Below are 25,714 nucleotides of genomic sequence, written 5' to 3'. Positions count from 1 at the left end.
TTTATACTTGCATTTTAATTAACAAAAGGGAAACAGATACTATCACTTGTAAATCAAAGTGAATACAAACACCAAACAATATGACTTATCATTATACAACCTTGAGATATATACTCATCTTCTTTCTATATACAAACGCTGTCTGTATAGCTCAAAAGACTCAGATTAAAGGTATTATAAAAGACGCGACTGATTTTAATTACTTAGAAAATGTAGCCGTAAGCATTAAAGGAACAAATATTAAAACCTTGTCTAATGTTTATGGTGAGTTTGATTTTAATGAAAACGAATTGCCTTTAGGCAAACAAGCAGTAATATGCTCAAAGGAAGGGTATATTACTAAGTATTTTCCTGTATTAATCAATAAGGGCGATTCTTTAACGCTAAATAACATTTTACTGAATTATGATTTTGATGCAGAACACAATCAGGCAAGTGTAATAAGCCTTTCTGATCAGGATTTAGATGAAAATGACGAAACAATATCAACTGTTTTACCATTATTGAAGGCAACAAGAGACGTGTATCTTACAGCTGCAGCTTTTGATTTTGGTACAACTTTTTTTCGCCCTAGAGGGTTAGGTAATGAGTATGGAAAGGTATTGATTAACGGTATTGAAATGAATAAATTATCAGATGGGCGTCCGCAATGGAGTAATTGGGGCGGATTAAATGATGTACAACGCAATCAGGAATTTTCCTATGGGCTTTCAGAAAATGATTATGTATTTGGGGATCTGTCAGGAACATCAAATAGTATTATGAGAGCTTCAAAATATCGAAAGGGTGGTAGAATATCTTATGCTTCTTCAAATAGAACTTACCAAGGTAGGATTATGGGCACATATAACTCCGGAATGACAGAAAAGGGATGGGCGTACACGGTGTCAATATCACGACGATTTGGTAAAGAAGGTTTTGTAGAAGGCACTTTATATGACGCGAATTCATTTTTTGTTTCTATAGAAAAAAGACTTAACAGTAATCATAGTATTAATTTTACAGGAATATATGCTCCAAATCGTAGAGGCAGATCTACTGCAATCACAGATGAAGTATATCAAATCAAAGGAAATACATATAATCCCAATTGGGGATATCAAAAAGGAAGAATTAGAAATGCTCGTGAACGTGTAGTTGAAGAGCCTATACTAATGGTCAATCATTATTGGAATCTTTCTAAAAATACACGTTTACAAACAAATATAGCAATACAAAAAGGTAGTATTGCCAATAGCAGAATCGATAATGGAGGTAGTGATTTATTATTAACAAACGGTAATGTTACATATCTTGGAGGAGGTAGAAGTGTAGCTACAAATCCAGTACATCCCGATAATTTACCAAGCTCTTTTTTAAAAGATCCAAATCCTGGTCCTCTAGATTTTCAAGGTGCATTTTTAGCACAACAAAAGCTTATCGATAATGGTCAAATCGAGTGGGATGAACTTATTAAGACAAATCAACAAAGCGCAAAACAGGGTAAAAATGCAACCTATATCTTGTATGATGATAAAATTGAGGATACACAGATCATTGCAAATACAATTTTTGATAGTGATATAGGAAAGAATGTATCTCTAAATGCCGCTTTACATTATAAAAGTTTACATAGCGAGAATTTTGCAGAAGTCTCAGATCTTTTAGGAGGTAATGGTTTTTTGGACGTAGATGTTTTTGCTTTATCTGTTACAGATAGAAATATTTCAGAGCGCGTCAATAATGCACAAAGTGACTTGCGGAACCCTAATAGAATTGTAAAAGTAGGAGATCGGTATGACTACAATTATAGTATTAATGCCACAAAAATGGATGGTTTTGTACAGGGTCAGTTCAAGTTTAATAGATTTAATTTTTTCGTAAGTGGTACTGTTAGTAAAACTACATACCAAAGAGAAGGGTTGTTTGAAAATGGATACTTTTCCGGAGTATTATCGTATGGAAAAAGCAAATCCATTGATTTTATGAATTTTGGTGCAAAATCTGGTGGTACTTTAACTATTGATGGGCATCAGTTTTTTAACTTTCATGCAGCTTACTTTACCAAATCTCCAACCATTAGAAATTCTTTTGCTAATAGTAGACAGAATAACTTTTCTATATCAGAAATAACAGGAAAAGAACAAGAAAATGAAAAAATCCAATCTATTGATGCGAGTTATATTCTTCGAACATCTAAGATTAAAGCTAAACTAACAGGGTATTACACCAAAACTTTAGATGCGACAAAAACGTCTTTTTTCTTTACAGAAGCCATTTCGGGCTCTAATACTGGTTTTGTTCAAGAACTATTAACCGATATTGATAAGTTACATATTGGAGGAGAGTTAGGTATAGAATATCAAATCATCCCTGAGTTAAAAGTAAAAGGAGTAGCGGCTATTGGAAAATTTACCTTTGATAATAATCCAAATTTAATTTTAACCAGTACAAGTGATGTTTTTGAAGACTTTAATGGAGTAAAAGATTTTGGAAAATCGTATCTAAAAGGGTATCATCTCTCTTCTGGCCCGCAGCGTGCCGCGCAATTAGGTTTTGAATATAAGGATCCTACTTTTTGGTGGTTTGGCACAACGGTTAATTACTTTTCAAATGCTTATATAAATGTTAGTCCATTTGCAAGAACTTCGAATTTTGTAACAGATTCAAGTGGACAGCCCTTTAATGATTTTGATCCAAACATAGCCAAAGAACTTCTAAGACAAGAAGAGTTTGATGACTATTTTCTGGTAAATGCCGTAGGAGGAAAATCATGGAGGATAAAAAAATATACAGTGGGCTTTTTTGCTTCGATTACCAATATTTTTAATCAAGAATATAAAACAGGAGGATTTGAGCAGTCTAGAAATGCAAATTATCGTCTTGCTCTAGCAGAATCTCGACGCAAAACACCGGTATTTGGTCCTAAATACTTCTTTGGTTTCGGCACTTCTTACTATATGAATATGTATGTGCGTTTTTAAAAAATTCTTACAAAATTTTCATTTCAAATACTTTATACAAAACAAATGAAATATGAGTTATTGACACCCGGAAGTTATTTTCATGTATACAACAGGGGAAATAATAGAGAAAATCTCTTTAAAGAAGACCGCAACTATAATTATTTCCTTTCTCTTTTAGCAAAACATGTGCATCCTGTCTGTAAAATTTATGCGTATTGCCTTTTAAAAAATCATTTTCACCTTATTGCAAAAACCAGAACAGGAATTGAAGAAAAACAGACGTCGCAAAAGTTTTCGAATATGTTTAATGCTTATGCTAAAGCAATGAATAAATCTTATAATAGAACAGGAAGCTTGTTCGAAAATAGATTTTCAAGAAAAAAGATCGATAGCGAAAAATATCTGAAACAACTCATCATCTACATACACAGAAACCCTGAGCATCATAATTTTACTCGTGATTTTAGAACATATCCTTATTCATCTTATCATAGTCACTTATCTCAAAAACCATCAAAAATAGAAAGAGAATTTGTGTTATCGTTATTTGAAGGAAAATCAAATTTTGAATACACCCATATTAATAAAAAATTATAAATCGAAGTACACTATACCTCAGAGGTTTAGAAATATTAAAATCTACTAAACCTCTGAGGTATAGTTTAAAATAAATATTAAAACAAAGAAACGTATGAATACAATAATAAAAATAGCATGTGTATGTACTATAGCGATTATTACTTTAAAATGCAGTCCAGAAGAAGATTTTAAAATTCCAGAATTAGAAGTTGTCGATCCTCAAATAGAAGGAACAATTATAACGATTGACGCCTTACAAGGTCTCTTAAAACAAGAACAAGAAAAGGAAGGAGAAAATGCAAAAGTACATTTTATAGAGACGAATAGTTATGTTGAAGGCTATGTCATTTCTAGTGACAAAGCTGGAAATTTCTTCAAAGAATTACTCCTGCAAGATCAGAAGAAAAACCCTACTTCAGGAATTAGAGTTTTGATTGATGAAACACCATTATATACAACCTATGAATTTGGTCAAAAGGTTTACATTGCCTTAGATGGTTTGTCGATAGGAGTAGAAAACGGAATACCAACACTTGGTATCATAAATAGAAATAGTATTGGTGCGATACCTTCTTTTATGAAAGATGAGGTAATAATTAAGACATCAGAAGTAGCAGAAATTACACCTAGAGAAATTAGATTAGAGGACATTGGTGACAATTTATTGAACTTATATGTTACCATAAATGAGGTTCAGTTTCATAAAAGTCTGGTTTTAGAAAACAACATATTTACATTTGCAGCAGAAGCCAATGATGTTTTTGATGGAGAACGAATTGTAGAAAGCTGCCATACAGGAAGAACTACGATATTAAGCACAAGTACATTTTCAGATTTTCGTGGATTGAAATTACCAAAGACCAAAGGGAATTTTGAAGGGATTGTCACTAAGAATTTTTTGGGAAACCGATATAATCTGGTACTTAATGATCCCGAAGGATTAAATTTTAATGAAGATACACGTTGTGATCCAATAGTTTTAGATTGTGAAGAAGCACTTACCAAAGGCGAAACTATTCTTTTTGAAGAAGATTTTACAGGATTAAAAAGTTCTGATTTTGAAGATCAAGGGTGGATTAATATCAATTTATCTGGTGGTAAGTTGAAATATAAAATAGGTGAATTTGGGGGAGAACAATATGCACAAATTACAGGATTTAGATCTAAAGAAAGTTTATATGAAGCTTGGCTTATTACACCAGAAATAGATGTTACTACCTCTACAGAAGAGATATTACAATTTGATCTTCAGTCGGGATATGATAATGGCAATATCCTAGAAGTTTTTGTTACAGAAAATTATACAGGAGATATGATGACCACTACTTGGGTGAAGTTGAATACTACTATTCCAAGAGCACCATTAAATGGGTTTGGCAAGTTCACTTCTTCTGGTTCTATTAGTCTTACATGTTTACAAGGTAGTATTAGAGTTGGTTTCAAATATACAGGCGGTGATCCCAGAGCAACAACACGATACCATATCGATAATATCAAAATCATTGCAAAGTAATATGGGTATTAAACACCCGATTCTTAATCAGGTCTTTTAACGCGCAAAAACGAGTTAAAAACCCCTTGTTTCTATTTTTTTTATCTATCAAATTTGTAATAAATTACTTAAAATCAAACAATTATGAATAAAAAAAGAATCTTAGAGGGGCTATTTGTTTTGGTATTGGTTACAGTGTTTCATTCTTGTACACAAACCCAAGATATACAGCATGACCAAGGTGAAATACCCTTAAAAACGGACTTGGATTTTGAACCTGCTACTACCGCAGAAGAACTTGAAGCATTAAGAGATAATCCAGAAAGTGGAATTGTGCGTAATCAACAAGAGTTAATTCAAGCCATAAGAAAAGACGAATTTTTAAACAAAGTGTTTACAGAAGAGCTACTTTATGAATTTATTATTGAAACTGGATTTAATGAAAGAGGGTTTACCACTTTTAGTTATTTACCTATTTTAAAAACCTATGAAGACTATGAAGAGATTCTCAGATATCTTACTCCAAAACTAGGTTTTGATTATGATGAATTAGGATATACTATGGATGGTTATCAATGTGGTTATGATGGCTTTTGTAAAGAGTCGTATGCTACTTTTTGCGACTCAGATAATTGTAGTAAACAAATTGAGTTAGATAAAGATATGAGAGTAATTGATATGTTGAGCTCATACCATGCGTTTGTACAGCAGAATATAAATCCTGACTTTAAATTTTATAGTGATGCGTTATCAAAATTTCCAACAGTTAAACCATTAGAGTGGTTTTTCTCAAAATTTGAAATAGAAGATGTACCGTTAGAAAAAGAATCACAAGAATGGGTTAACCAAGGATTAAAAACAGGAAACATTCATGTTTTTGGGGGAACGGTATTATATGAGGGAGAAGAAGTATCGGTTGCATCTTTAGTTTTTGAAAAAAACATTGATGTACCAGAAGAACTTATAGGGTTATCAGGGGTTATTTTTGTTCCTAAAAAGAAGATTCCAAGAATTAAGTTTAAGTATATATATGGTCAATTAGATCCTTGTCCTTGTTTTGTATGCGAAAGCGAAGAGCCGAGATTAAGTTTTTGCAACAATTTTTGCCCAAGACTTTTGGATTATGGTAATGTAGGAGCATTTGAAGAAACACTGGAAAAAATTACTTTTTATCAACCTGAATGGGAAGAATCATTGATCGTACTACTTAATTTAGAGCTTTCAAAAACAATATGTGATTGTAAACTTTTAGAACCGCAAGAATGGGAGAAACCTTAAGAAGAATAGATGTAGTTATTAATATCAAAAAGCCCTTGTAAGTTTTAATTTACAGGGGTTTTGTATGATTATTCAAAATCATCAGAAAAGATAACTTTTCCATTAGTATTTTTCAGTTCTACATTATCAATAACTCCAATACCATCAAAAAAATAACTAACTTCTTTTATAGCACCCAAAGAATTCTCGTAATTATCAGAGAATATGATTTTTCCATTTATAGATATAGTTACCTTTTTATCAAGAACATCAAGTTCTACTTTTTGCCATTGATATATGTTGGTACCAAACTTTGTTAAGTCATAGTTTTTGCCAATATAATTTTTTTCACCAAACCGCATCGCTAATTCACTTTCACATCCTTTATTTCCAAGCATTATCCAATAATAGCCGTTTTCTGCTTGAATATGAAGACTTGCTTTTGAACATGAAAAGTCCTCTAAAGACTCCATCTTTAACATTGTTGTGTAGTAGAAATTATCACCATCAAGTTTAAAGTCTTTTACATAATAAAATGCTAATTGAAAGTTCTCATTGAGATCAATTTTTTTTGATTGTAATGATGTTTTATCAACACCTAAATAAGGCTTTTTTAACCAATATTTTTTACCAAAGGATTTAATGTTTGACATTGGTTGTCTTGCGGCTATAAACCAGTCCTTATATGTGATATGTACAGGTATTTCTTTTACGATTTCTTTGTCTGCAAAAAGTTTAGCATTAAAGTAACCGGGAATGTAATAAATATCTGTTTGTTGCGTGTTGTTTTTATAGATTTCAACTTTTCGACTTTTATCCCAACTTTGCTGCAAAAAGAACCGATCTGCTTCAATAGATTCGATATTATAATAAAATACTACTGTGTTAGGAATTGTGTCTTGTACGGATTTCTTATAATGAAAAGTAATATTTTCTTTATCATCCAACGATATTTTATGTTCTCTAGAGAACATAAATATTCCAAAAGCTATTATAAGAGCAGTAGCAAGTAAACTAATAAGATAGATATTTAGGTTTTTACTTTTTTTATTGGGTTTATATTTTTTATGCTCTTGTTCTAACCATTGTTTTTTGATGGTTTTCCAATTTTTTTTGTAAGCTAGTTTCGATAATGTATCTAAAGTAGAAATATGAGGAAGGCGATTGAATTCATTTCGCCAGATTCTTTTAACTGTTGATAAACTTAAACGAATTCCGGTTTCATCTTCAATAAAAAAAGCTAAAAAATCATAATCTTTTTGTACCCATTCTGTTTTGTTTTCTAGGCCAGAAGCAAGCTCTATTTTTTTCTTTATAGCTTCTAGTAATTTTTGATCGATTTCTGCTAAAAAATTCATAAACAGACCTATAAGATTTTGATTGAAAAATGACTCTAAAATAATCAAAAAATGAATCTCTCTTTTTGGTACCTGTGATTTAGTTTAGAATCAAAACACAAAATCTAAATATTTACTATATGAATTCAAAAAAAGCTATTTTAAAGTTGCTCACATTATTTTTTACAATATCTACGTTCGGGCAAGGTATATTATTTAAAAAAAACCAGTGTATAATTCTAGATGAGGAAAATAAACCGACTACACGTGTAGATACAATCTACAAAGGTAAATCATGTGTAAAAATTGATGGAAAAAACCAAACCATAGTGTTAACAGAAAATCTGGATATCAAAAATTTTAGGGTTGATATGGATATTGCCGGAGAAGTTATGTCTGGTTTGGGTTTTAGAGTTGCAAATAAAAACAACTATCAATTTATATATTTTAGACCAGGAATGGGAAATACTCAAGAAGCAATACAATATATACCCATATATAATGGCGCATTGAGTTGGGTTTTTTACAATTATCCAAAATATGAAACTAAAGCAGACATAAAATCTTTAGAGTGGTTTCATACAACAATAGAAGTAAAAGGCAATAATCTTAAAGTATTTGTAGATAATAATCCCGTACCTCAAATGGATGTAACTTTACTAGAAACAGACGTATCTGGAGGTAATTTTATTTTGAGAAGTTTGTTTGGCACAAGTTATTTTGCTAACATAAAATACGCTACGATATCAGAAAAAAACTCGGGGAATTCTTTAACACCTGATCAAAAAACTTTTTTAACAGACTGGGAAATTTCACAGCAATTTCAAAGAGATACACTACAAGGTCATCTTAATACTGAGCTGAAAGGTACTGATTTTGTATGGAGAAATATTAAAAGTAAAAATGATAACTATGTAAATTTTTCAAGGTATTTTGAACATCCTGAGGGCGTAGTTATTGCAAAAAAAACTTTAAAGTCTGAAGAAAACAAAAATAGCGTTATACATTTTGATTTTGTGGGCAAATTAAAAATTATACTCAATGGAGAAGAAGTTTTTAGTTCAAAAAAAATAAAATTTGAACGAGTATTTGATGACACATTTAGGATAAATATTAGCTTGAAAAAAGGAAATAATGAATTGTTAATGGTAAGTGAAGGAGACGCAGCATTTTTTGGTAAGGGATTTAAATATTTAGGGCGATTTCAACATACAAATTGGGGATTTATTGCTAGAATAGATGATTAGTCTTAATTAAATAAACAACCCCTCTTTGTTAACAAAGAGGGGTTGTGTCATCTAAATAGCGTTAAAAAGTTATTATCGTATCCAACAACCATCCCAAGGTTGATTGGTCAAAGGAATGTCAAAAGCTTCTCCATTATAGGTGTTTCCAGTTGCTTTACCACTAACCTCCAAAAATCGGTATGCCCAGCAACGGTTTGGGTGTTCTACTCTGTTGTTTTCAAGTGTAAGATTTTCCATCTCTTTAAAGGCGAGATGACCATTTTTTAGGTAATTGTTCTTAATCTCCAAATCAGCACCTTTGTACATATAAAAACCACAATTATTGCAAGTGTTTTCATAGATATAAGTAGTGGCAGGGTTTGTTTTGGGTTGATCATTAGAATACATAATGATTCCATTCCAATTATTAGCAGATACAGAAAGCATTGTAATATCATTATTACGAATAGTAAGATCTCCTCTTTTCCAATATACCAAAGGTCCATCTAGGTATTCACTACCTTCTCCTTGTGTCAAGATATTTTCTTCTACAATTACATTTTTTCCATCAGTATTTACAATATCCCCTCCTCTGTTGTGGTGAAAATAATTAGATCTAATGGTAATATCTGCGCTTGTATATCTTAAGCTTTCTACATCGATACCAAATTGTGGAGAAGTTCCTTTGGTGTGATGTATTTCATTATCTTCTATCAATACATCTACACCTCCTACAATAGAAACTCCTTGTCTTCGGTTATCTGTCATATTATTATTACGAATTACGATATGTTTTACAGAAGACCCTTCACCTTTTTGACCTACCAATAGTATAGCGTCTCCATTTGCTTTACCTAACACCATATTTTCTACAGTGACATATTCGCTTTCGTTTTGAATACAAATAAGATGGCCTTCGTCATGAACAGTGCTACCATCATTTTGTCTGGGCGTATACGTGTGATTATCTCTATCTCCTACTATTGTTCCGCCAGAGATTAATACATTTACTTTTTCTGTAACTGCGATAGCACAATAGTTCCATTTATCGTTTGGAGCCATTTCTATTACTGCATTTTTATCCAGCATAAAAGCCATATCATTTTTAAGCTCTATACCAGCTTGATAGATATCATTACCATATTTTCCAACTAGATAATGACCTTCTGGAAGTCGGATGATACCATATCCTTCTCCAACTGCCCAATCAATGGCAGCTTGCAGGTTGTCTGTTGTTTTTTCTGGTTCTGTTCTATTATTTGGTATATCCCATCTATCGAGCTCTATTGTATATTCTTTGTCAGGAATCGATGGGTAGGGTATTGTTGTTGTGGCATCCATTGGGCCTACTACGGCATTTGGATCATCAGGGTCAGAAGGCGTTAAACCTACTACAGGGTCACTTATATTGTCACTAGGTTCGCTATCACAAGAAAATAAGAAGCTAAAACAAATAAGGAATACAAAAATTCGTAAAGTTGACATAATTGATTGGTTTTGGGGACACAAATGTTATTTCTAAGCAAAATAATACTTTTTTTAAAGAACGAAAAATAGATTTAACCAAAATAAAAACCCGGTTGAATTATTTTTTCAACCGGGTTTTTTAATTATAAATTATGTATGCTTATTGCTTTATAATTTTTTGTGTTGTATTAAGATTTCCTCCAGGAGTAGAAACATTTACAATATAAAATCCTCTAGGATATTGACTCATATCTACAGGTATGTTTGATTGTCCCGGTACGAGTTTTATATTTTGTACATATACTGTTTTTCCGGTTGCATCTGTAATGGTTACATCGATATTTCCGGAAGTCAAAGCACCAAACTCTAAAAATAATTGGTCTTTTACCGGGTTAGGAGAAACAGAAAGCTGTACCTCTTCTAAGGCTAATTCTTTGTCTAATAATTCACTTTCTAAAGCAGTTGGGTCTTTGGCGTATGCAATTGTGTTTTTACGAGCAATAGTTTCGCCATTTTGAAGACATACAATAGCATCAAGGTCATATCCATCTGCAAAGAACCAAGGAAAAGCATATTTATTACTAATATCAACAACGCGAATATACTTTGCAGTATCCAGATTACCTGTTGCTAAGTCAAACTCTCCATCCTGACAAGTAGTTCCTAGCGAGACAAAGTTCTCCCCATCTTGTGATGCAAATACTTCTGCGGTCTCAGGATAAAAACGACATGGGATGTTATCAAAGAACCCTGTAGATTCTAGTACTGCAAATTCATTAGCATCAGGATTATCAGTAATCTCATTATTAAGTTCTACAGTGATAGATCCACCAAAACCTAAACTCACAAAGTTAAAATATCTTCGTTCTTTAGCTGTTCCTAATGCACGCTTAGGATTACTTCTTATTCTAGAAACTCTTCTTCCGTCTCTTCTTCTTCCTTGCTCAAAAGCTACTACAGACGCACCATTGCAATCATTATCTACAAATTGTGGTTCAAATAAGAACCTAGCCGATACCGGTAAATGGTCAGAAGTAGTAGTTGCATAATCATTGTCATATACTTCGTAATGTACTGTAACAGAATTATCGATATAAGAATCACTCAATTCGTTGGTAAACCCTACATGATCTATCATATTTTCACGAAATACAAATGATCTTCTCCCGGCAGCACTTAGTTGTTCAGAAATGATAGTGTAATTATCTCTATCATCTACATATTCCTGAAAACTTGATATTGTTGAAGGAATATCTGCTACAGTTTCATCTACATCGTCATTATAATCTCCTAATAAGATCACCTTATTATTAGCAAAATTAACATCTAGTGAATCCTTTAATACCTCTACATCATACTTACGCATGTCGTATCTGTTTTGAGGATCTCTACTACTGTTTGCTCTGGCATGTAATGCAACAAGGTCTATACGTTCGGTAACGCCATTAATTGTTACATCAGCAGTCATTAAGAACGGTAATCTTCCACTAGCAAAAAATCTTGATGTTTCGCTTGGATAATTGACCAAAGCAGAATCGTCACCACCATTATACAATGGGTGAATAGATCTAAGCATAGCACGAGTTTCTACAACCGAAACCGTTTCTGTATTGTAGATAAATCCAACTTTTTGAACAGAACTCGTTGAGGTAGGATTAGAAAAAGCGTCAGAGAGTACATAATCATACCCAGGTAATAAGCTTACTAATTCTGCAAACAAAGCATCGTCTGCAATTTCTACAACAGCATATACATCTGCATTTAATTTTCTTAATACAGTAGCAGTACTATCTCTTTGTATAGCATCAGACATTGGGTTTTGACCCACAGGTGAGTTATTTTCATCACCAAACCACTCTATATTCCATGCTACTACATCAAATGTATCTTCTTTTGGAAAACCAATAGTATCTCCCGGAGGGATAAAGTCTACAGCACAAGAGATATCAGATAATTGTCTTGGTAACAATTGAAATGTATCTCTAAATCGCCCTATGACTCCTATAACTTCTCCACAAGAATCCGGTTGTGCTTTGCCCACTACTTCGGCAACATCATTATCTAAGCGCATTTGCCCTTCGCCACTAGTATCAGTAAGTGTAAAATTAGAATTACCGAATAACAAATCACCCGGATTAGGGAAAGTTGGATTTACAATACGCACTAATTCTCCAGGGTGTTCTGATAATTGTGTTAGTGTAATATCTAAAGGAGTAATTGGGTTTTGTGGAGTTCCGTTATCCACTACTTCAGAAACCGAATTGATTTGTATTTGATCATTAAAGTCATCTCTAATTCCTGAAACAGTAATAGAGTCGCCGACTTTTAGGTTTGGATTTGCTTGTATTTGATCGTCAAAGATTGCAATCCCACCAGTATTATCTTGTATAAATGCTGGACCGTTAAAACTGTCGGTTACCGTTAATACTCCAGTAATCTTTACAGGAGTACCTTCAGGAAACTGTCTTGCTTCTGCAATAGAAATAAGTTCACTAGGAGGCGTGATGATAATACCATCATTATCAGCTCCTGGTGTAGGTGTTTTAGCAACATAAGAAACTGTATTACGAGCACCACCTTCTCCATTAGGGATTCTCTGTAATGATTCTTCATCTTTGTTTCCATTTGCGTTTTCATCAACCTGTGGTTGATTATCATTCAATAACACCAATAATTCTGCATCATCAGGATCACTTGTTCCATAAACAATAGCATCGATTATATTTTCTGTATTAACTGCTGTACCATTAGGAAAATCAGTAGCATTTCCAAAATAAAGTACTATAGCATCTGCCCCATTCTGAAAAGAGTTTGAAGGTACTACCAAGTCTACATTAGCAACATCTGTGTTACCGATTACAAAATACCCTTCAGCATTTGTAGAAAATCCGGCTAGATCAAATGCATTATAGCTAGCGTCATTATTACCGTTGTAGTTTACTAAAACCATACCCTCTAATGAGGTATTACCGATACCGCCATCATAAAGCTCTACAAATTCTAATGCATCAGAACCCGGTGTATCTACATCTATTTCGTTAATGATTACAGTAGTTGTTCCACCACCATCAGTTGCAATTTTATTTTCAGCATTTGGTGTGTTGATAGCCTCGCCCGACTCTGCAACTGCAGCAGGAAAATCAGGTAATCCATTACCATCAAAATCATTTCTTGTCCAATCATTTGGAGAATTGGTATCTTGACCGTTAGGGAAACGAGAAGCTCCTCCTACGGTAAAAGAGATGCCATCAAAAGATTGTAATAATGTTACCTCTGCGTAATTAAAATCAGAATTACCACCATCGTTTACACCAATACCATCAATAATAGCTTCCCATGGAGTACTATCAAAAGCACCATTATCGTCGGTATCAAGATCCTGGCCAAGAGTGCCTGTAAAATTCTTAACTAATAGTAGTGCTACAGTACCATTTTCATAAATATTACTACCAAATGGAGTAGTAAAATATCCATCAGCGTTTGTCGTACCAAGTTGGATCACTTCGTCGATTGTACCCGCAGCATTGCTATCTCCTTCGATTTCTAATAACCAGTACTCACTAAGATCTGTATTGGCTTTTGCTAATACCTCTACAAACTCATTGGTATCCGATTGTGTATGATTGAATACAAACTCGTTGATTACCGGAGTAATTTCTAAAGTTCCAAAAATTTGATCAGTATTTATTGCTCCATATGTATTAGCAGTTGTTACTTGCCAAGTAAACTCATCAGGAGAAGTTCCTGTTCCTGTAAGTTGTAAAGAAGCACCAACAGGAGTACTGCTTGATTCTGATATACCAATATCGGTACTTGTTATCCCAGAAGCCGGCCCATCGGCAGCAGTAAAGCTTCCTTCATAACTAAGAAATTGTACAACAGTATTGCTTGCGTCTACTAAAGCAATCCCATCTGGGGCACCATTTTGTAAACCATTAGTTGGTAGTATCTCTACCAAAGTTCCAAAACCGTTTTGTTGATCAGGAATACTACCAGAAAGTGAAATGGTATTATACACCAGACTATTAGAACCGTTGTATAGAACCAAACTCCATCCTGATACGTCTGTTCCTGCTGTTCCTGCAATTTCAACAGCTTCTTCTACATCTGTGCTGGCATTATCATAGTGAATTTCATTGATAAATACAGATTGCGAAAATCCTTCTTGAGTGCCTAAAAAACAAAAGACAACAAGTGGAATTAAAAGTAATTTTAACTTCATGACAATTAATTTGTTTTGTGTGATTTTTTTGCAGAGCGCAAGGTATGATAATAGAATGATTTGATTGCGTTTGTTGTGTTAAGAAAACTTTAATAAGTAATTTCTAATCAATGGATTTAATTGAAAAAATAGATATTTAAATTTATAACATGTTTATGGCTAGAAAAAAAGAAAAAGTAAGCCTATTATTGAATATGAGTTTTGATTATACATATTGGTAAAGTAAGATTAATTGTCAAGAAAATATTAAATGCTCCATAGTTAAATTTCATAGATTTGCTTGATAAAATATTGAATATAATTCTATATCCATTTTTTTTACTAACCAAATAGAATAATAATTCTCTCTTAAAACCTAAATTATGAAAATTAAATTTTTAATTCTCATAGCATGTGTATTATGCTATGTAGATTTTGTTGCACAATGTAATGACAGTATAAAATCCGGAGAAGCTACTTTTTATGGTGGTGTCGCAGGAAGCGAAGGAGGTAATTGTTCATTACCAGTAGCAGTAAATGATTTTATGCATTGCGCATTGAATAATACTGACTACGATGAAAGTAATGCCTGTGGCGCTTGCCTTGAGGTAACGGGTTCTCGAGGCAAAACTATCGTACAGGTAGTGGATCGTTGTCCTGAATGTAAACCTGGTGATGTAGATCTAACACAACAAGCATTTGCTAAGGTTGCGAATCCGATAGATGGGAGAGTACCCATTACTTGGAAATTTGTACCATGTCCATTGGCAGCGAATAAAACAATTAAGGTCAATTTTAAATCAGGTTCTTCAAAATATTGGACTGCAATACAATTTCGAGATCTCAAACATGCAGTATCAAAAATGGAATATCGAAAAAATAATACATGGATAAATGTAGAACGAAAATTATTTAATTTTTTTATTGAACCAACGGGTATCGAATCTCCAATGCAGCTACGAATTACTTCTGTAGTAGGAGAAGAATTAATTCTTAATGATATTGTCATAAATACAAGCGCAGATTTTGACTCCAAAGTTCAATTTAGTACACCACCCAATTGCGAAGAAGAAGGATCGATAACCGAAAATCAATCTTTTAAAAATCATATAATCCCTGGTCGTGTAGAAGCAGAAGATTTTGATAAAGGAGGGCAAGGTATAGCCTACAAGGATAGTGATACAAATAATAGAGGAGGTCAATATCGAAACGAAGGAGTTGATATTCAAAACACACAAGATACTAACGGGCTTTTTAATGTGGGGTGGACCAATGCAGGTGAATGGTTAACATATACTGTAGAAGTTAATAAGTCTGGAATATATGATTTTATATTGAGAACAGCTTCTATTTTTAATACATCATCTCTACAGTTACTAGTGGATGGAGTAACTGTCTCAGAAGAGATTATGCTGCCGAATACTGGGAACTGGCAACAATATACTGATGTTGTAATCCCTAATGTTTCTTTATCTCAAGGAAAACACAAAATTAGGTTGAATGTGATAAAACCAGGAATGAATTTGAATTACTGGTCAGCTTCCTTAGCTAACTCAAACAGTAGTAAAGTTAATTCTAATCAAACAAGCACTGTAACTACAGGAAACGAATTCAAAGTATATCCAAATCCAACCTCTTCTATAGTTACTTTACAAGGAAATACAAGTCATTGGAGACTACAAAATATAAAGGGAGAAATTCTTTCGGAAGGAAAAGGAAATACAATAGACCTATCACTTTACCCTAAAGGATATTATATTATAAAGATAGATGATAGAACAGTCAAAGTAGTAAAAGAATAATAGGGTATTATATTTTATTGCTCCTTAAAAAACTCTCCATTAAAGATGGAGGGTTTTTTTAAGACTGCTTTTGTGATTTTTTTGCAAAGTGCAAGGTAGAAGATTAGAATGGGTATTGTCCCGAAGCTATGTTAAAAAAAGATCAACAAATAAAAGGATTTATACAAAACTATTTAATAGCCTGTATAGTATCTTTCATAAAATAATGTAAAATAAACATTTCGTTCTTGTTTGATTCTTTACCTAAGCGTCCTGCGAAATAAAGAACAAACCATGCTATAAAGAGAGAAATTAGTGTTACTACAGCAAAAAAATATGATTTTTGAAGACTTATATTTACATATAACCAAATTAAAGCCCCAATAAATGAAGTGGCGACCATAAAATGTAAAAACATAAAAAGTGTCCACACCGTGGGGCTAGGTCCAAAAAGCCCTTTTAGTTTTGTAGGTTCATTTGGGTATTGATAGATTTCTAAATGGAGTTGTGGAGACCAAAAACTCTGTTTGTGTTTTGGGAATCTAATAAACACATGGTGATCTATCCTGGTAATGCTAAATTTTTTATTCGACCTTCCTTCTTCTTCAAAAGCATCTAATAGTTTTTCTGCAGGAATATCAAGATCCTCAAAAAAACGTGGTCGTAGAACAATATCGTTAGAGAGTTTCATGCAAAAAAATATAAAATCAATGCTACTTCTTTTTTTACAATTTACAAATGACATTTGTCAGCTTCTTTGATAGATCATTTGCTACTCTCATGAGCAACACAAGAAGTCAAAAAATATTTCGTTTGTTTATAAGAACAATGTTTTGATGGCAGTTAACCGACACGTTTTATGAAGATAAAGGTTTTTGTTTTTATACTCTTTTCAATTTGTTATTTGAGTGTAGTAGCACAATGTAATAGTGATATCAAAACCGGGCAAGCCACTTTTTACAAAGGCATTGCCGGTAGTGCAAAAGGAAATTGCTCACTTCCTGTTGGGATAAATGATACCATGCACGGCGCTTTGAATACAAAAGACTATGATGGTAGTATGGCTTGTGGAGCATGTATAGAAATAAAAGGACCGCAAGGAAAAGCAATCGTAAAGATAGTAGATCGCTGTCCTGGGTGTAAACCGGGAGATATAGACATTACCAAAGAAGCCTTTGCCAAAATTGGCAATATAAATTCTGGGAGAGTGCCTGTTACTTGGCAGTTTATTCCTTGCAAGTTGTCTTCTGGTGCTACTATAAAAGTCAATTTCAAAGCAGGATCTTCAAAATATTGGACAGGGATTCAAATACGAGACGCAAAAGAGGTAGTAAAAACATTGGCATATTTTAAAGGTAATAGTTGGATACCCGTCAAGCGGAAAATGTATAACTACTTTGTAGCTACCGAAGGCATTCACCCCCCTATGAAACTTAAAATCACTTCAATTTCTGGAAAAACATTGATTCTGGAAGATCTCTTGATTAATGATAAAAAAGATATTGATACCCAAAGGCAATTTTAAGAAACCCAAAGGCCGTAGATTGAACTTTAGTTGAGTTTTAGTTGTATATACACGGGAAAATGATCACTGTAACCCCCGACATATTTTCGTCCTACATACGTTCTAAAGGGTTTTCCTTTGTGCCAGCCTTTATAAATCTTTAAAAAGTCCTGATCAAAAATAGTAGCAGTAGAAAATGAGTGTTTTCCTTTTTCGAATTTATGAAAATTATGGCTGAAGATAATCTGATCAAATAAATTCCATTGTCCTCTATAGTTCAAACTTCCTGAATGTTGGGTATGCAGGCGCTCCATAGGGTTAAATAGATCTTGTTGTACAAGGTGATCTCTAATACTTGTACTGTGAGGATCATCATTAAAATCACCCATGATAATTATTTTGGCATTACTGTTTTCTGCTGCAATCTGATCCATAATCTCTCTGTTTTTTTGCGCTGCGGCAATACGTTTATATGCCGTACCTTCTGCACTATCCCTACGAGAAGGCCAATGATTGATCAGGATATGGATTTCCTCATCATTCAAAAAACCGGTAACCCATAGGATATCACGAGTATAATCTCTCTCTCCATTAGGGTTATCGATAAGTAAAGATATTGGTTGAGCATTAGTAACCGTAAAATATTGTTTTTGATATAGCAATGCTACATCAATACCTCGCTCATCAGGAGAGTCATAATGTACAATTCCATAATCTTTATTTTTAAGATGTTTAGAAGCGATGAGGTCTTCTAGCACTTTTTTATTTTCTACCTCGGCTACACCTAATAATATCGGAGCTTTTCTTGTTTGAGCAAAACCTATATTAGAAATCACAGTACCTAGTTTAAAAATCTTTTTTTCATATCGTTCACGATTCCAGCGTTTTTCGGCATCCGGCAAGAAATCATTATCCAGAGTATGAGGATTATCTTGTATATCAAATAAGTTTTCAAGATTATAAAACCCTACAGTGTAATAATTGGTTTGTTGTTTGGTAAAATAAGGTCTATACGACATAATTAAAATTAAGAATTGTAATTAACATGGTGTATCAAAAAATTAATGATCACAAAAGCAACGATTTGTATAATGCTTTTTTTAAAGCCTTACGTATATAATTATTGTACTTTTGTGATGCATTAACACGCACAAGATAACAAATTAAGAACACTGAAGAGTAGTTAGCGAATGTTAGAAAGAAAAGAAGTAGTATACGAAAAGACAATTTTGATAGGTATCATTACCAAAAATCAGGGAGAGGAAAAGCTAAACGAATTTTTGGACGAATTAGAGTTTCTTACCTATACTGCCGGTGGAGAAGTCGTAAAGCGATTTACTCAAAAAATGGATATGCCCAATTCTAAAACCTTTATCGGTACCGGAAAAATGGAAGAAGTACAAGCCTATGTAGAAGAGCATGAGATAGGTACCGTAGTTTTTGATGATGAATTATCCCCTGCACAATTACGCAATATAGAGCGGATTTTGAAAGCAAAAATTATAGACAGAACCAATCTGATCCTTGATATTTTTGCACAACGAGCCCAAACCAGTTATGCACGTACACAAGTAGAACTGGCACAATATCAATATTTATTACCAAGACTTACGGGGTTATGGACTCACCTCGAGAGGCAACGAGGTGGTATTGGTATGAGAGGTCCTGGAGAAACAGAAATAGAAACCGACCGACGTATTGTAAGAGACCGTATCTCATTACTCAAAAAGAAACTACAAACTATAGATAAACAAATGGCAACGCAAAGAGGCAATCGTGGGCAATTGGTTCGTGTAGCTCTTGTAGGGTATACCAATGTTGGTAAATCAACACTTATGAATGCTGTTGCCAAAAGTGAGGTTTTTGCCGAAAACAAGTTATTTGCCACTTTAGATACAACCGTACGCAAAGTAGTTATCGGTAACTTACCTTTTTTATTAAGTGATACGGTAGGATTTATTAGAAAACTACCCACACAACTTGTAGAAAGTTTTAAAAGTACACTAGATGAGGTTAGAGAAGCAGATTTGCTATTGCATGTGGTAGATATCTCTCACCCTCAATTCGAAGATCATATTGATTCGGTAAATACGATATTAAATGAGATCAAATGTAGAGACAAAGCGACTATTATGGTTTTTAATAAAATAGATGCGTATACACATGCAACTATAGACGAAGATGACCTTATCACCGAAAAAACAGCAGCGCATTACACCCTAGACGAGTGGAAACAAACTTGGATGAGTAGGATAGGAGATAACGCCTTATTTATATCTGCAACACAAAAAGAAAATATAGAAGAGTTTAGAAAACGAGTATACAAATCAGTAAGAGATATACATGTAACCCGTTTTCCATATAATAATTTCTTATATCCAGAAATTGTTGAAGAATAATCGAAGGTTTTTTTAGAACTTATAATTGAGTCCAATACCTAATACCTGTCGTATTTGGAAAGCGCCTGTTGCATTATCATCATAGATACTCTGAAATATAAAACTACTGGAGATGTAACGGTTTACCTTTAGTTTTAAATCCATTGTGTAGTCGATATCAATATTATCTACATCTTCAATATAGTTAGAGTATAGGTTCAAAGAGTTTTTCATTGTAAAATCCTTTGCCAAGGTAAGATCTATATTTGCCGAGATAGAGCCACCAAACTCAAATCTGGTACTTTCTCCTGCATCTACCCCAAAATAGTCTCCATCTACATAACCTTCAACATTTGTAAACTCTTTGTCAACAAAAATCATACGAGAAGTAACCGGTGCTATGTTTACACTAATGTCATCATTTTTTTTCCACAAAAAACCAGGGCCGGCTTGTATAAATGCAGGAGAGAAAAAATGTGTCTCTTCTATTCGTATGGTTTCATCGGTTTCGGGGTCTGTAGTAAAACGAAAACCTTTATCAAATTGGGATAAAAAATTAGCAAAGAAAGAGTAGTTCCATTTACTTTGCCCGATACGTTGACCAATTCGGGTATCGATCTCTATACGGTCATCGGTTTTTCGTGGAAAATCTTCATCTTTCAAGAAAGATAACCCATAATCGGCTTTGATCATGCTCTCCCACAAAAAACTACCTTTTTTGTAATCAAAATCATAGGTTACCGAGCTATTACCTGCAATATTAGAAGTACCCCCAGCTTGCCAATCAAAATTAAATGCAGATTGATTAAATAATAAGGAAAACTCGCCTTTGGTTCTCCAACCTTCTATAAATTCTTTTTTTACAGGTTTAGGTTTTATTTCTTTAAGGGTTTCTTCAAGCACTTTTACATTAATATCTACAGGAGTATCTTTGAGTAAAGTTTTCAAAGCAATTTTTAAAGAATCTTGTATCGCTTTCTGTATAGAGTCTTGCGTGGCTGTTTTTTCTTCTTGCCCCATAGTTTTGGTCATACAAAGAAGTAGAAAGACGTATAAAAAAATTCTCTTCATTTAAACAAATACATTACTGGGGCAGGGAACAAATATAAAAGATGTATTCAGTTTTTCCCAAACTATAAGAAAACGCTTATGATAATTAACATAACATTTGTGACTACAGTGCTATTATTAACGGTTAATGATAGGTTAACGTATCTGATTTTATAAAATAAAAAGTGTTTTTCACATATTTTTGATACTAAGTGATATTGTATTAGCGTCTTTTTCATCAAAAAAAATAGCATATTTAACACATACGATGTAACTCTTTTATTGTTATAAAGTCTACTAATACAACAAACATCAATCAAAATTTTAGATATGTATTCTTTAACAAAATTCACAACACACACTTTCTTTATTATTTTGGGGTATTTATTACCTCAGGTAATGTTTAGTCAATTACCTGCAAAAATGATCCAATTTCCGGATGTTTCTGCTACTCAAATTTGTTTTACCTATGCAAATGATCTTTGGATCGTTGGCAAAAACGGTGGTACTGCTTATCGGTTGACCACCAAAAAGGGTAACGAAACTATGGGGAAATTTTCTCCTGACGGAAAAACCATAGCATTCAATGCGAATTATGATGGTAATACCGATGTTTATACCATTCCCGTAACAGGTGGTATCCCAAAACGCATTACTACACATGGGATGCCAGATGAGATCAAAGGGTGGACTTCTGACGGAAAATATTTGATCTATACCTCTGATATGAAAAGTGGTAAGCAACGTTTCTCACAAGCCTACAAAATCTCTGCAGAAGGTGGTTTGCCGATCAAAATGCCGATGAGCAAAGTAGAAGAACTCGATATACACAAAGATGGCAATCGCGTAGCCATGACTGATAAATCCAGATTGAGAAGAAACTGGAAACGATACCGAGGTGGTATGGCAGCAGATATCTACCTATTTGATTTAAAAACATTAACCTCAGAAAACATTACCAAAAGTGATAATAATGATGAGGTGCCTATGTGGGATGATAATGACCTATACTATGTATCTGATAGAGATGAAAACAAAAAGTTTAATATCTGGAAGTATAATATTGATTCAAAAGCGCATGAGCAGATCACGTTTTTCAAAGATTTTGATATTGAACGCCCCTCTATGGGAGCTTCAGAAATTGTTTTTGAAGCTGGCGGAACATTATACCTGTTAGACCTTGCTTCAAAAAACACAAAAGAAGTATCTATAAACGTAGTAGGTGATTTTACAGAACTTAAACCAACGGTAAAAAAAGCTGAAAAATATATTCATAGCGTTCATCTTGCACCAGATGGCAATAGAGTGATTGTAGGTGCAAGGGGAGAGGTTTTTTCGGTTCCCAAAAAAGAAGGGATTACACAAAATCTTACACGCACCAGTGGTGTTGCAGAACGCTACCCCAGTTGGTCTCCAAACGGCAGGTATATTGCCTATTGGAGTGATCAAACAGGAGAATACGAATTGATGATCAGGGATCTAAAAGATAATTCAGAAAAACAAATTGGGCAACAAGGTCCCGGATTTAGATATCAATTATTTTGGTCTCCGGATAGCAAAAAACTAATATTTGTAGATCAAGCGATGCAGATTAGACTTGCTGATATAACTGCAAATACCATTACCATTATAGATCAAGAGACACAACTCTTTCAAGGAGGATTATCAGGTTTTTCTGCAAGCTGGTCAAATGACAGCAAGTATGTTACCTATGCGAACTCTCATAAAAATAATAACCAGCAGATTATTGTATACGAGGTAGATAAAAAACAGAAACACACTATTACCTCAGGTTTTTATAATGAAAGTAATCCTGTATTTTCTGAAGATAATAAATATATTTACTGTACTACAGACAGAGCTTTTGATCCTTTATATAGTGATTTTGATAATAGCTGGATTTATCCCAACTCGACAAAAATTGCTATGCTTCCCCTTACAAAAGATGCTGTACATCCTATCGAGCTCAAAAATGATACTGTAGCCATACAAGAAGAAAATACGACAAAGGATAAAGACAAAAAGGGTAAGAAAAAAGAAAAAGAAGACAAGGACGAAGAAAAAACCACCCCTACAGTAATTGATTTTGATGAGATCGAGTCCAGAATGATCATACTACCTGTAAAATTAGGCAATATCGGTAGGTTGAGTGCTGCCAAAAATAAAATTATCTTTTTAGCCCACTCAAGAACAGGAGCTAGCGAAGAAAAATCAGTTTTAAAATATTATGACTTTGAAGAAGATGAAGAAAAAGTAATTCTCAAAAATGTAGATGATTACGAATTGTCTTTTGACAGAAAAAGTATTTTGGCATTTAGCGACCGCAAAATGAGTGTGGTTGATGTAGCCAAAGACCAATCTTTTGAGGATAAGATAGACACTTCTAATATGGATATGACTGTTGATCCTCAAAAAGAATGGAAACAGATTTTTACAGACGTTTGGCGATTACAACGAGACTTTTTCTACGACAAAAACATGCATGGTGTAGACTGGCAGGCGATAAAAGCAAAATATGAGCCTTTACTAGAGTATGTTGCCAGCCGTAACGACCTTAATAAAATTATAGGATCTGTTATTGCTGAACTTAACGCGTCACATACTTATAGAGGAGGAGGAGATGCAGAAAGAGCTGCAACCAAAAAAATGGGATATCTAGGGGTAGATTGGGAGATTGATCAAGGTAAATACAGGATCAAAAAGATTATTACTCCTGCTGCATGGGATACCGAAGTAAAGTCACCCCTCAAAAAGCCTGGTGTTTTGGTAGAAGAAGGAGACTATATCTTAAAAATTAACGGCATTACCCTTACCGATTACAAAGACCCATATGTAGCTCTTGAGGGCAAAGCTGGACAAACTATAGAAATTACAGTAAGCAAAACCCCGGATGGTAAAAACAGTAAGCAATATTTGGTAGAAACACTAGCAGACGAAAGAAGATTAAGAAACCTAGCATGGATAGAAGAAAAACGCAAGTATGTTGATCAAAAATCTGGTGGCCGAATAGGCTATATTTATGTACCTAGTACAGGAATAGATGGTCAAGAAGAGTTAGTAAGAATGTTCTATGGGCAGCATCACAAAGATGGATTGATCATAGATGAGCGTTTTAACAACGGAGGGCAAATCCCTGATCGATTTGTAGAATTACTAGATCGCCCGGTATTGAATTATTTTAAAGTAAGAGATGGTCAAGATTGGACTTGGCCACCACGTTCTCATAACGGTCCAAAAGCCATGCTGATCAATGGTTGGAGTGGTAGTGGCGGCGACGCATTTCCTGATTATTTCAGACAAAGAGAGATAGGGCCGCTTATCGGTACAAAAACATGGGGTGGACTTATAGGAATCTCAGGATCACCAGAGCTTATAGATGGTGGGATTGTAACCGTACCAACCTTTAGAATGTATTATCCCAATGGTACCTGGTTTGCAGAAGGGCATGGGGTAGACCCTGATATTTATGTTGCCGAAGATCCGGGTAAAGAAGCACAGGGTATAGATGTACAATTAGACAGAGCGATAAGTGAAATCTTAAATAAGCTCGAAGAAAAAGACAAACAACCTAAACAAAAAGTACCTGCTCCAGAGGACAGGTCAAAATAGTACTCACTACTACTATTTTGAAGGGTTAAAAAAATCCACTCTTTTTATAGATATAAAAAGAGTGGATTTTTGTTAGATTCAATATCAATAATATATACTCTAAGTAGCTTTATTGGTATAAACAAAAAGGAAATGCCTTATTAAGCTACATACAATGTAACAAAGGGGGGCTAAAAGCAGTTATACTAAGTAATATGATAAGCGATCTAAATAAGATCAATCAATTATGGTAGCATTAAATGGTAACAACAGAAAACCTCACATTTTATTATAAAAAGGAGCAACACACTTTTAGCTTTCCGGATATCTTTTTAGAAAAGCAAGAAGACTTACTTGTCCTAGGAAAATCAGGAATAGGAAAGACTACGTTTTTACATCTTTTAGCAGGCTTATTAAAACCTGTAAATGGTACCATCTGCATAGCAGACACAGCTATAAATTCTTTATCAGCAAGAAAACTAGACATATTTAGAGGACAAAATATCGGTCTTGTATTTCAAAAAAGTCATGCGATACAATCACTTAATGTCTTTCAAAATTTACAAGCACGTCTTTTTTTTAGCAAAAAAGCTATTCATCCCAAAGCGATTGATCAATTATTAATAGAATTAGGTCTTATTGAGTATAAAAATAGCGCTATACAAGAGCTTAGTGTAGGGCAATTGCAACGCTTGGGGATTGCATTGTCAGTTATACACAACCCAAAAGTTATTTTGGCAGACGAACCTACTTCAAGTCTTGATGACGAAAACTGCAAAATTGTTATAGAACTTCTTAAAAAACAAGCCAAGCAAACTGAAGCAAACCTTATTGTAATTACTCACGATCACAGAGTGAAATCATTTTTTTCTAATACAATTACGATATGAATCTCTTGAAGATTAGCAT

Annotated in this window: 16 protein-coding genes; 10 read left to right on the top strand and 6 right to left on the bottom strand. The window is 33.7% G+C overall.

What is annotated here, in order from left to right:
- The first annotated feature begins 80 nt into the window (after nucleotides 1–80).
- From FHK87_RS09610 to FHK87_RS09595, 4 genes are all read left to right on the top strand, one after another.
- Nucleotides 81–2,963 carry a TonB-dependent receptor gene (locus tag FHK87_RS09610; RefSeq protein ID WP_140592459.1) on the top strand — a complete coding sequence of 961 codons (2,883 nt, stop codon included), beginning with the start codon at nucleotides 81–83 and terminating at the stop codon, nucleotides 2,961–2,963.
- 45 nt (nucleotides 2,964–3,008) lie between these two features.
- The gene (locus FHK87_RS09605) at nucleotides 3,009–3,542 is read left to right on the top strand and encodes a transposase (RefSeq protein ID WP_140592458.1); all 534 of its coding nucleotides are present in this window, start codon (nucleotides 3,009–3,011) and stop codon (nucleotides 3,540–3,542) included.
- Nucleotides 3,543–3,636: 94 nt separating this feature from the next.
- Entirely contained in the window at nucleotides 3,637–5,037 is a 1,401-nt protein-coding gene (locus FHK87_RS09600) for a DUF5689 domain-containing protein (RefSeq protein WP_140592457.1), read from the top strand.
- 123 nt (nucleotides 5,038–5,160) lie between these two features.
- Nucleotides 5,161–6,294, top strand: coding sequence for a hypothetical protein (locus tag FHK87_RS09595; RefSeq protein WP_140592456.1), 1,134 nt, complete (start codon nucleotides 5,161–5,163; stop codon nucleotides 6,292–6,294).
- A 68-nt stretch (nucleotides 6,295–6,362) separates the two neighbouring features.
- Here the strand turns inward: FHK87_RS09595 and FHK87_RS09590 are convergent, their stop codons facing one another.
- Nucleotides 6,363–7,631 carry a hypothetical protein gene (locus FHK87_RS09590; protein WP_140592455.1) on the bottom strand — a complete coding sequence of 423 codons (1,269 nt, stop codon included), beginning with the start codon at nucleotides 7,629–7,631 and terminating at the stop codon, nucleotides 6,363–6,365.
- Between the two features lie 119 nt (nucleotides 7,632–7,750).
- Here FHK87_RS09590 and FHK87_RS09585 point away from each other — a divergent pair, with 119 nt between their 5' ends.
- The gene (locus FHK87_RS09585) at nucleotides 7,751–8,857 is read left to right on the top strand and encodes a family 16 glycoside hydrolase (RefSeq protein ID WP_140592454.1); all 1,107 of its coding nucleotides are present in this window, start codon (nucleotides 7,751–7,753) and stop codon (nucleotides 8,855–8,857) included.
- A gap of 72 nt (nucleotides 8,858–8,929) precedes the next feature.
- On the opposite strand, the gene FHK87_RS09580 is transcribed toward FHK87_RS09585, so the two are convergent.
- Nucleotides 8,930–10,321 carry a right-handed parallel beta-helix repeat-containing protein gene (locus FHK87_RS09580; protein ID WP_140592453.1) on the bottom strand — a complete coding sequence of 464 codons (1,392 nt, stop codon included), beginning with the start codon at nucleotides 10,319–10,321 and terminating at the stop codon, nucleotides 8,930–8,932.
- A 142-nt stretch (nucleotides 10,322–10,463) separates the two neighbouring features.
- Nucleotides 10,464–14,525 (bottom strand): DUF5689 domain-containing protein, encoded by a 4,062-nt coding sequence (locus FHK87_RS09575; RefSeq protein ID WP_140592452.1) that lies wholly within the window; start codon nucleotides 14,523–14,525, stop codon nucleotides 10,464–10,466.
- A 362-nt stretch (nucleotides 14,526–14,887) separates the two neighbouring features.
- Here FHK87_RS09575 and FHK87_RS09570 point away from each other — a divergent pair, with 362 nt between their 5' ends.
- The gene (locus FHK87_RS09570; protein WP_140592451.1) at nucleotides 14,888–16,306 is read left to right on the top strand and encodes an expansin EXLX1 family cellulose-binding protein; all 1,419 of its coding nucleotides are present in this window, start codon (nucleotides 14,888–14,890) and stop codon (nucleotides 16,304–16,306) included.
- 169 nt (nucleotides 16,307–16,475) lie between these two features.
- On the opposite strand, the gene FHK87_RS09565 is transcribed toward FHK87_RS09570, so the two are convergent.
- Nucleotides 16,476–16,976: a GTP-binding protein gene (locus FHK87_RS09565; RefSeq protein ID WP_140592450.1), complete on the bottom strand. Its 501-nt coding sequence runs from the start codon at nucleotides 16,974–16,976 to the stop codon at nucleotides 16,476–16,478.
- A gap of 168 nt (nucleotides 16,977–17,144) precedes the next feature.
- Between FHK87_RS09565 and FHK87_RS09560 the strand changes: the two genes are divergently transcribed.
- Entirely contained in the window at nucleotides 17,145–17,810 is a 666-nt protein-coding gene (locus FHK87_RS09560) for an expansin EXLX1 family cellulose-binding protein (protein ID WP_140592449.1), read from the top strand.
- A 26-nt stretch (nucleotides 17,811–17,836) separates the two neighbouring features.
- Here FHK87_RS09560 and FHK87_RS09555 read toward each other — a convergent pair whose 3' ends face one another.
- Nucleotides 17,837–18,808 carry an endonuclease/exonuclease/phosphatase family protein gene (locus tag FHK87_RS09555; protein ID WP_140592448.1) on the bottom strand — a complete coding sequence of 324 codons (972 nt, stop codon included), beginning with the start codon at nucleotides 18,806–18,808 and terminating at the stop codon, nucleotides 17,837–17,839.
- Between the two features lie 171 nt (nucleotides 18,809–18,979).
- On the opposite strand from FHK87_RS09555, the gene hflX reads away from it, so the two are divergent.
- Nucleotides 18,980–20,188, top strand: a complete 1,209-nt coding sequence (gene hflX, locus FHK87_RS09550; RefSeq protein WP_140592447.1) for a GTPase HflX — start codon at nucleotides 18,980–18,982, stop codon at nucleotides 20,186–20,188.
- Nucleotides 20,189–20,200: 12 nt separating this feature from the next.
- Here hflX and FHK87_RS09545 read toward each other — a convergent pair whose 3' ends face one another.
- Nucleotides 20,201–21,187 carry a DUF3078 domain-containing protein gene (locus FHK87_RS09545; protein ID WP_226294172.1) on the bottom strand — a complete coding sequence of 329 codons (987 nt, stop codon included), beginning with the start codon at nucleotides 21,185–21,187 and terminating at the stop codon, nucleotides 20,201–20,203.
- Nucleotides 21,188–21,547: 360 nt separating this feature from the next.
- Between FHK87_RS09545 and FHK87_RS09540 the strand changes: the two genes are divergently transcribed.
- Together FHK87_RS09540 and FHK87_RS09535 are read left to right on the top strand one after the other, a co-directional pair.
- Nucleotides 21,548–24,826, top strand: coding sequence for a S41 family peptidase (locus tag FHK87_RS09540; RefSeq protein WP_140592445.1), 3,279 nt, complete (start codon nucleotides 21,548–21,550; stop codon nucleotides 24,824–24,826).
- A 239-nt stretch (nucleotides 24,827–25,065) separates the two neighbouring features.
- Nucleotides 25,066–25,695 carry an ABC transporter ATP-binding protein gene (locus FHK87_RS09535; RefSeq protein ID WP_140592444.1) on the top strand — a complete coding sequence of 210 codons (630 nt, stop codon included), beginning with the start codon at nucleotides 25,066–25,068 and terminating at the stop codon, nucleotides 25,693–25,695.
- Nucleotides 25,696–25,714 lie beyond the last annotated feature (19 nt).

Origin of the sequence: Aquimarina algicola (genome assembly GCF_006443095.1) — a bacterium.
Lineage (GTDB): Bacteria > Bacteroidota > Bacteroidia > Flavobacteriales > Flavobacteriaceae > Aquimarina > Aquimarina algicola.
The sequence above is the reverse complement of the archived record's forward strand: the minus strand, read 5'-3'. Positions and strand labels throughout refer to the sequence as shown.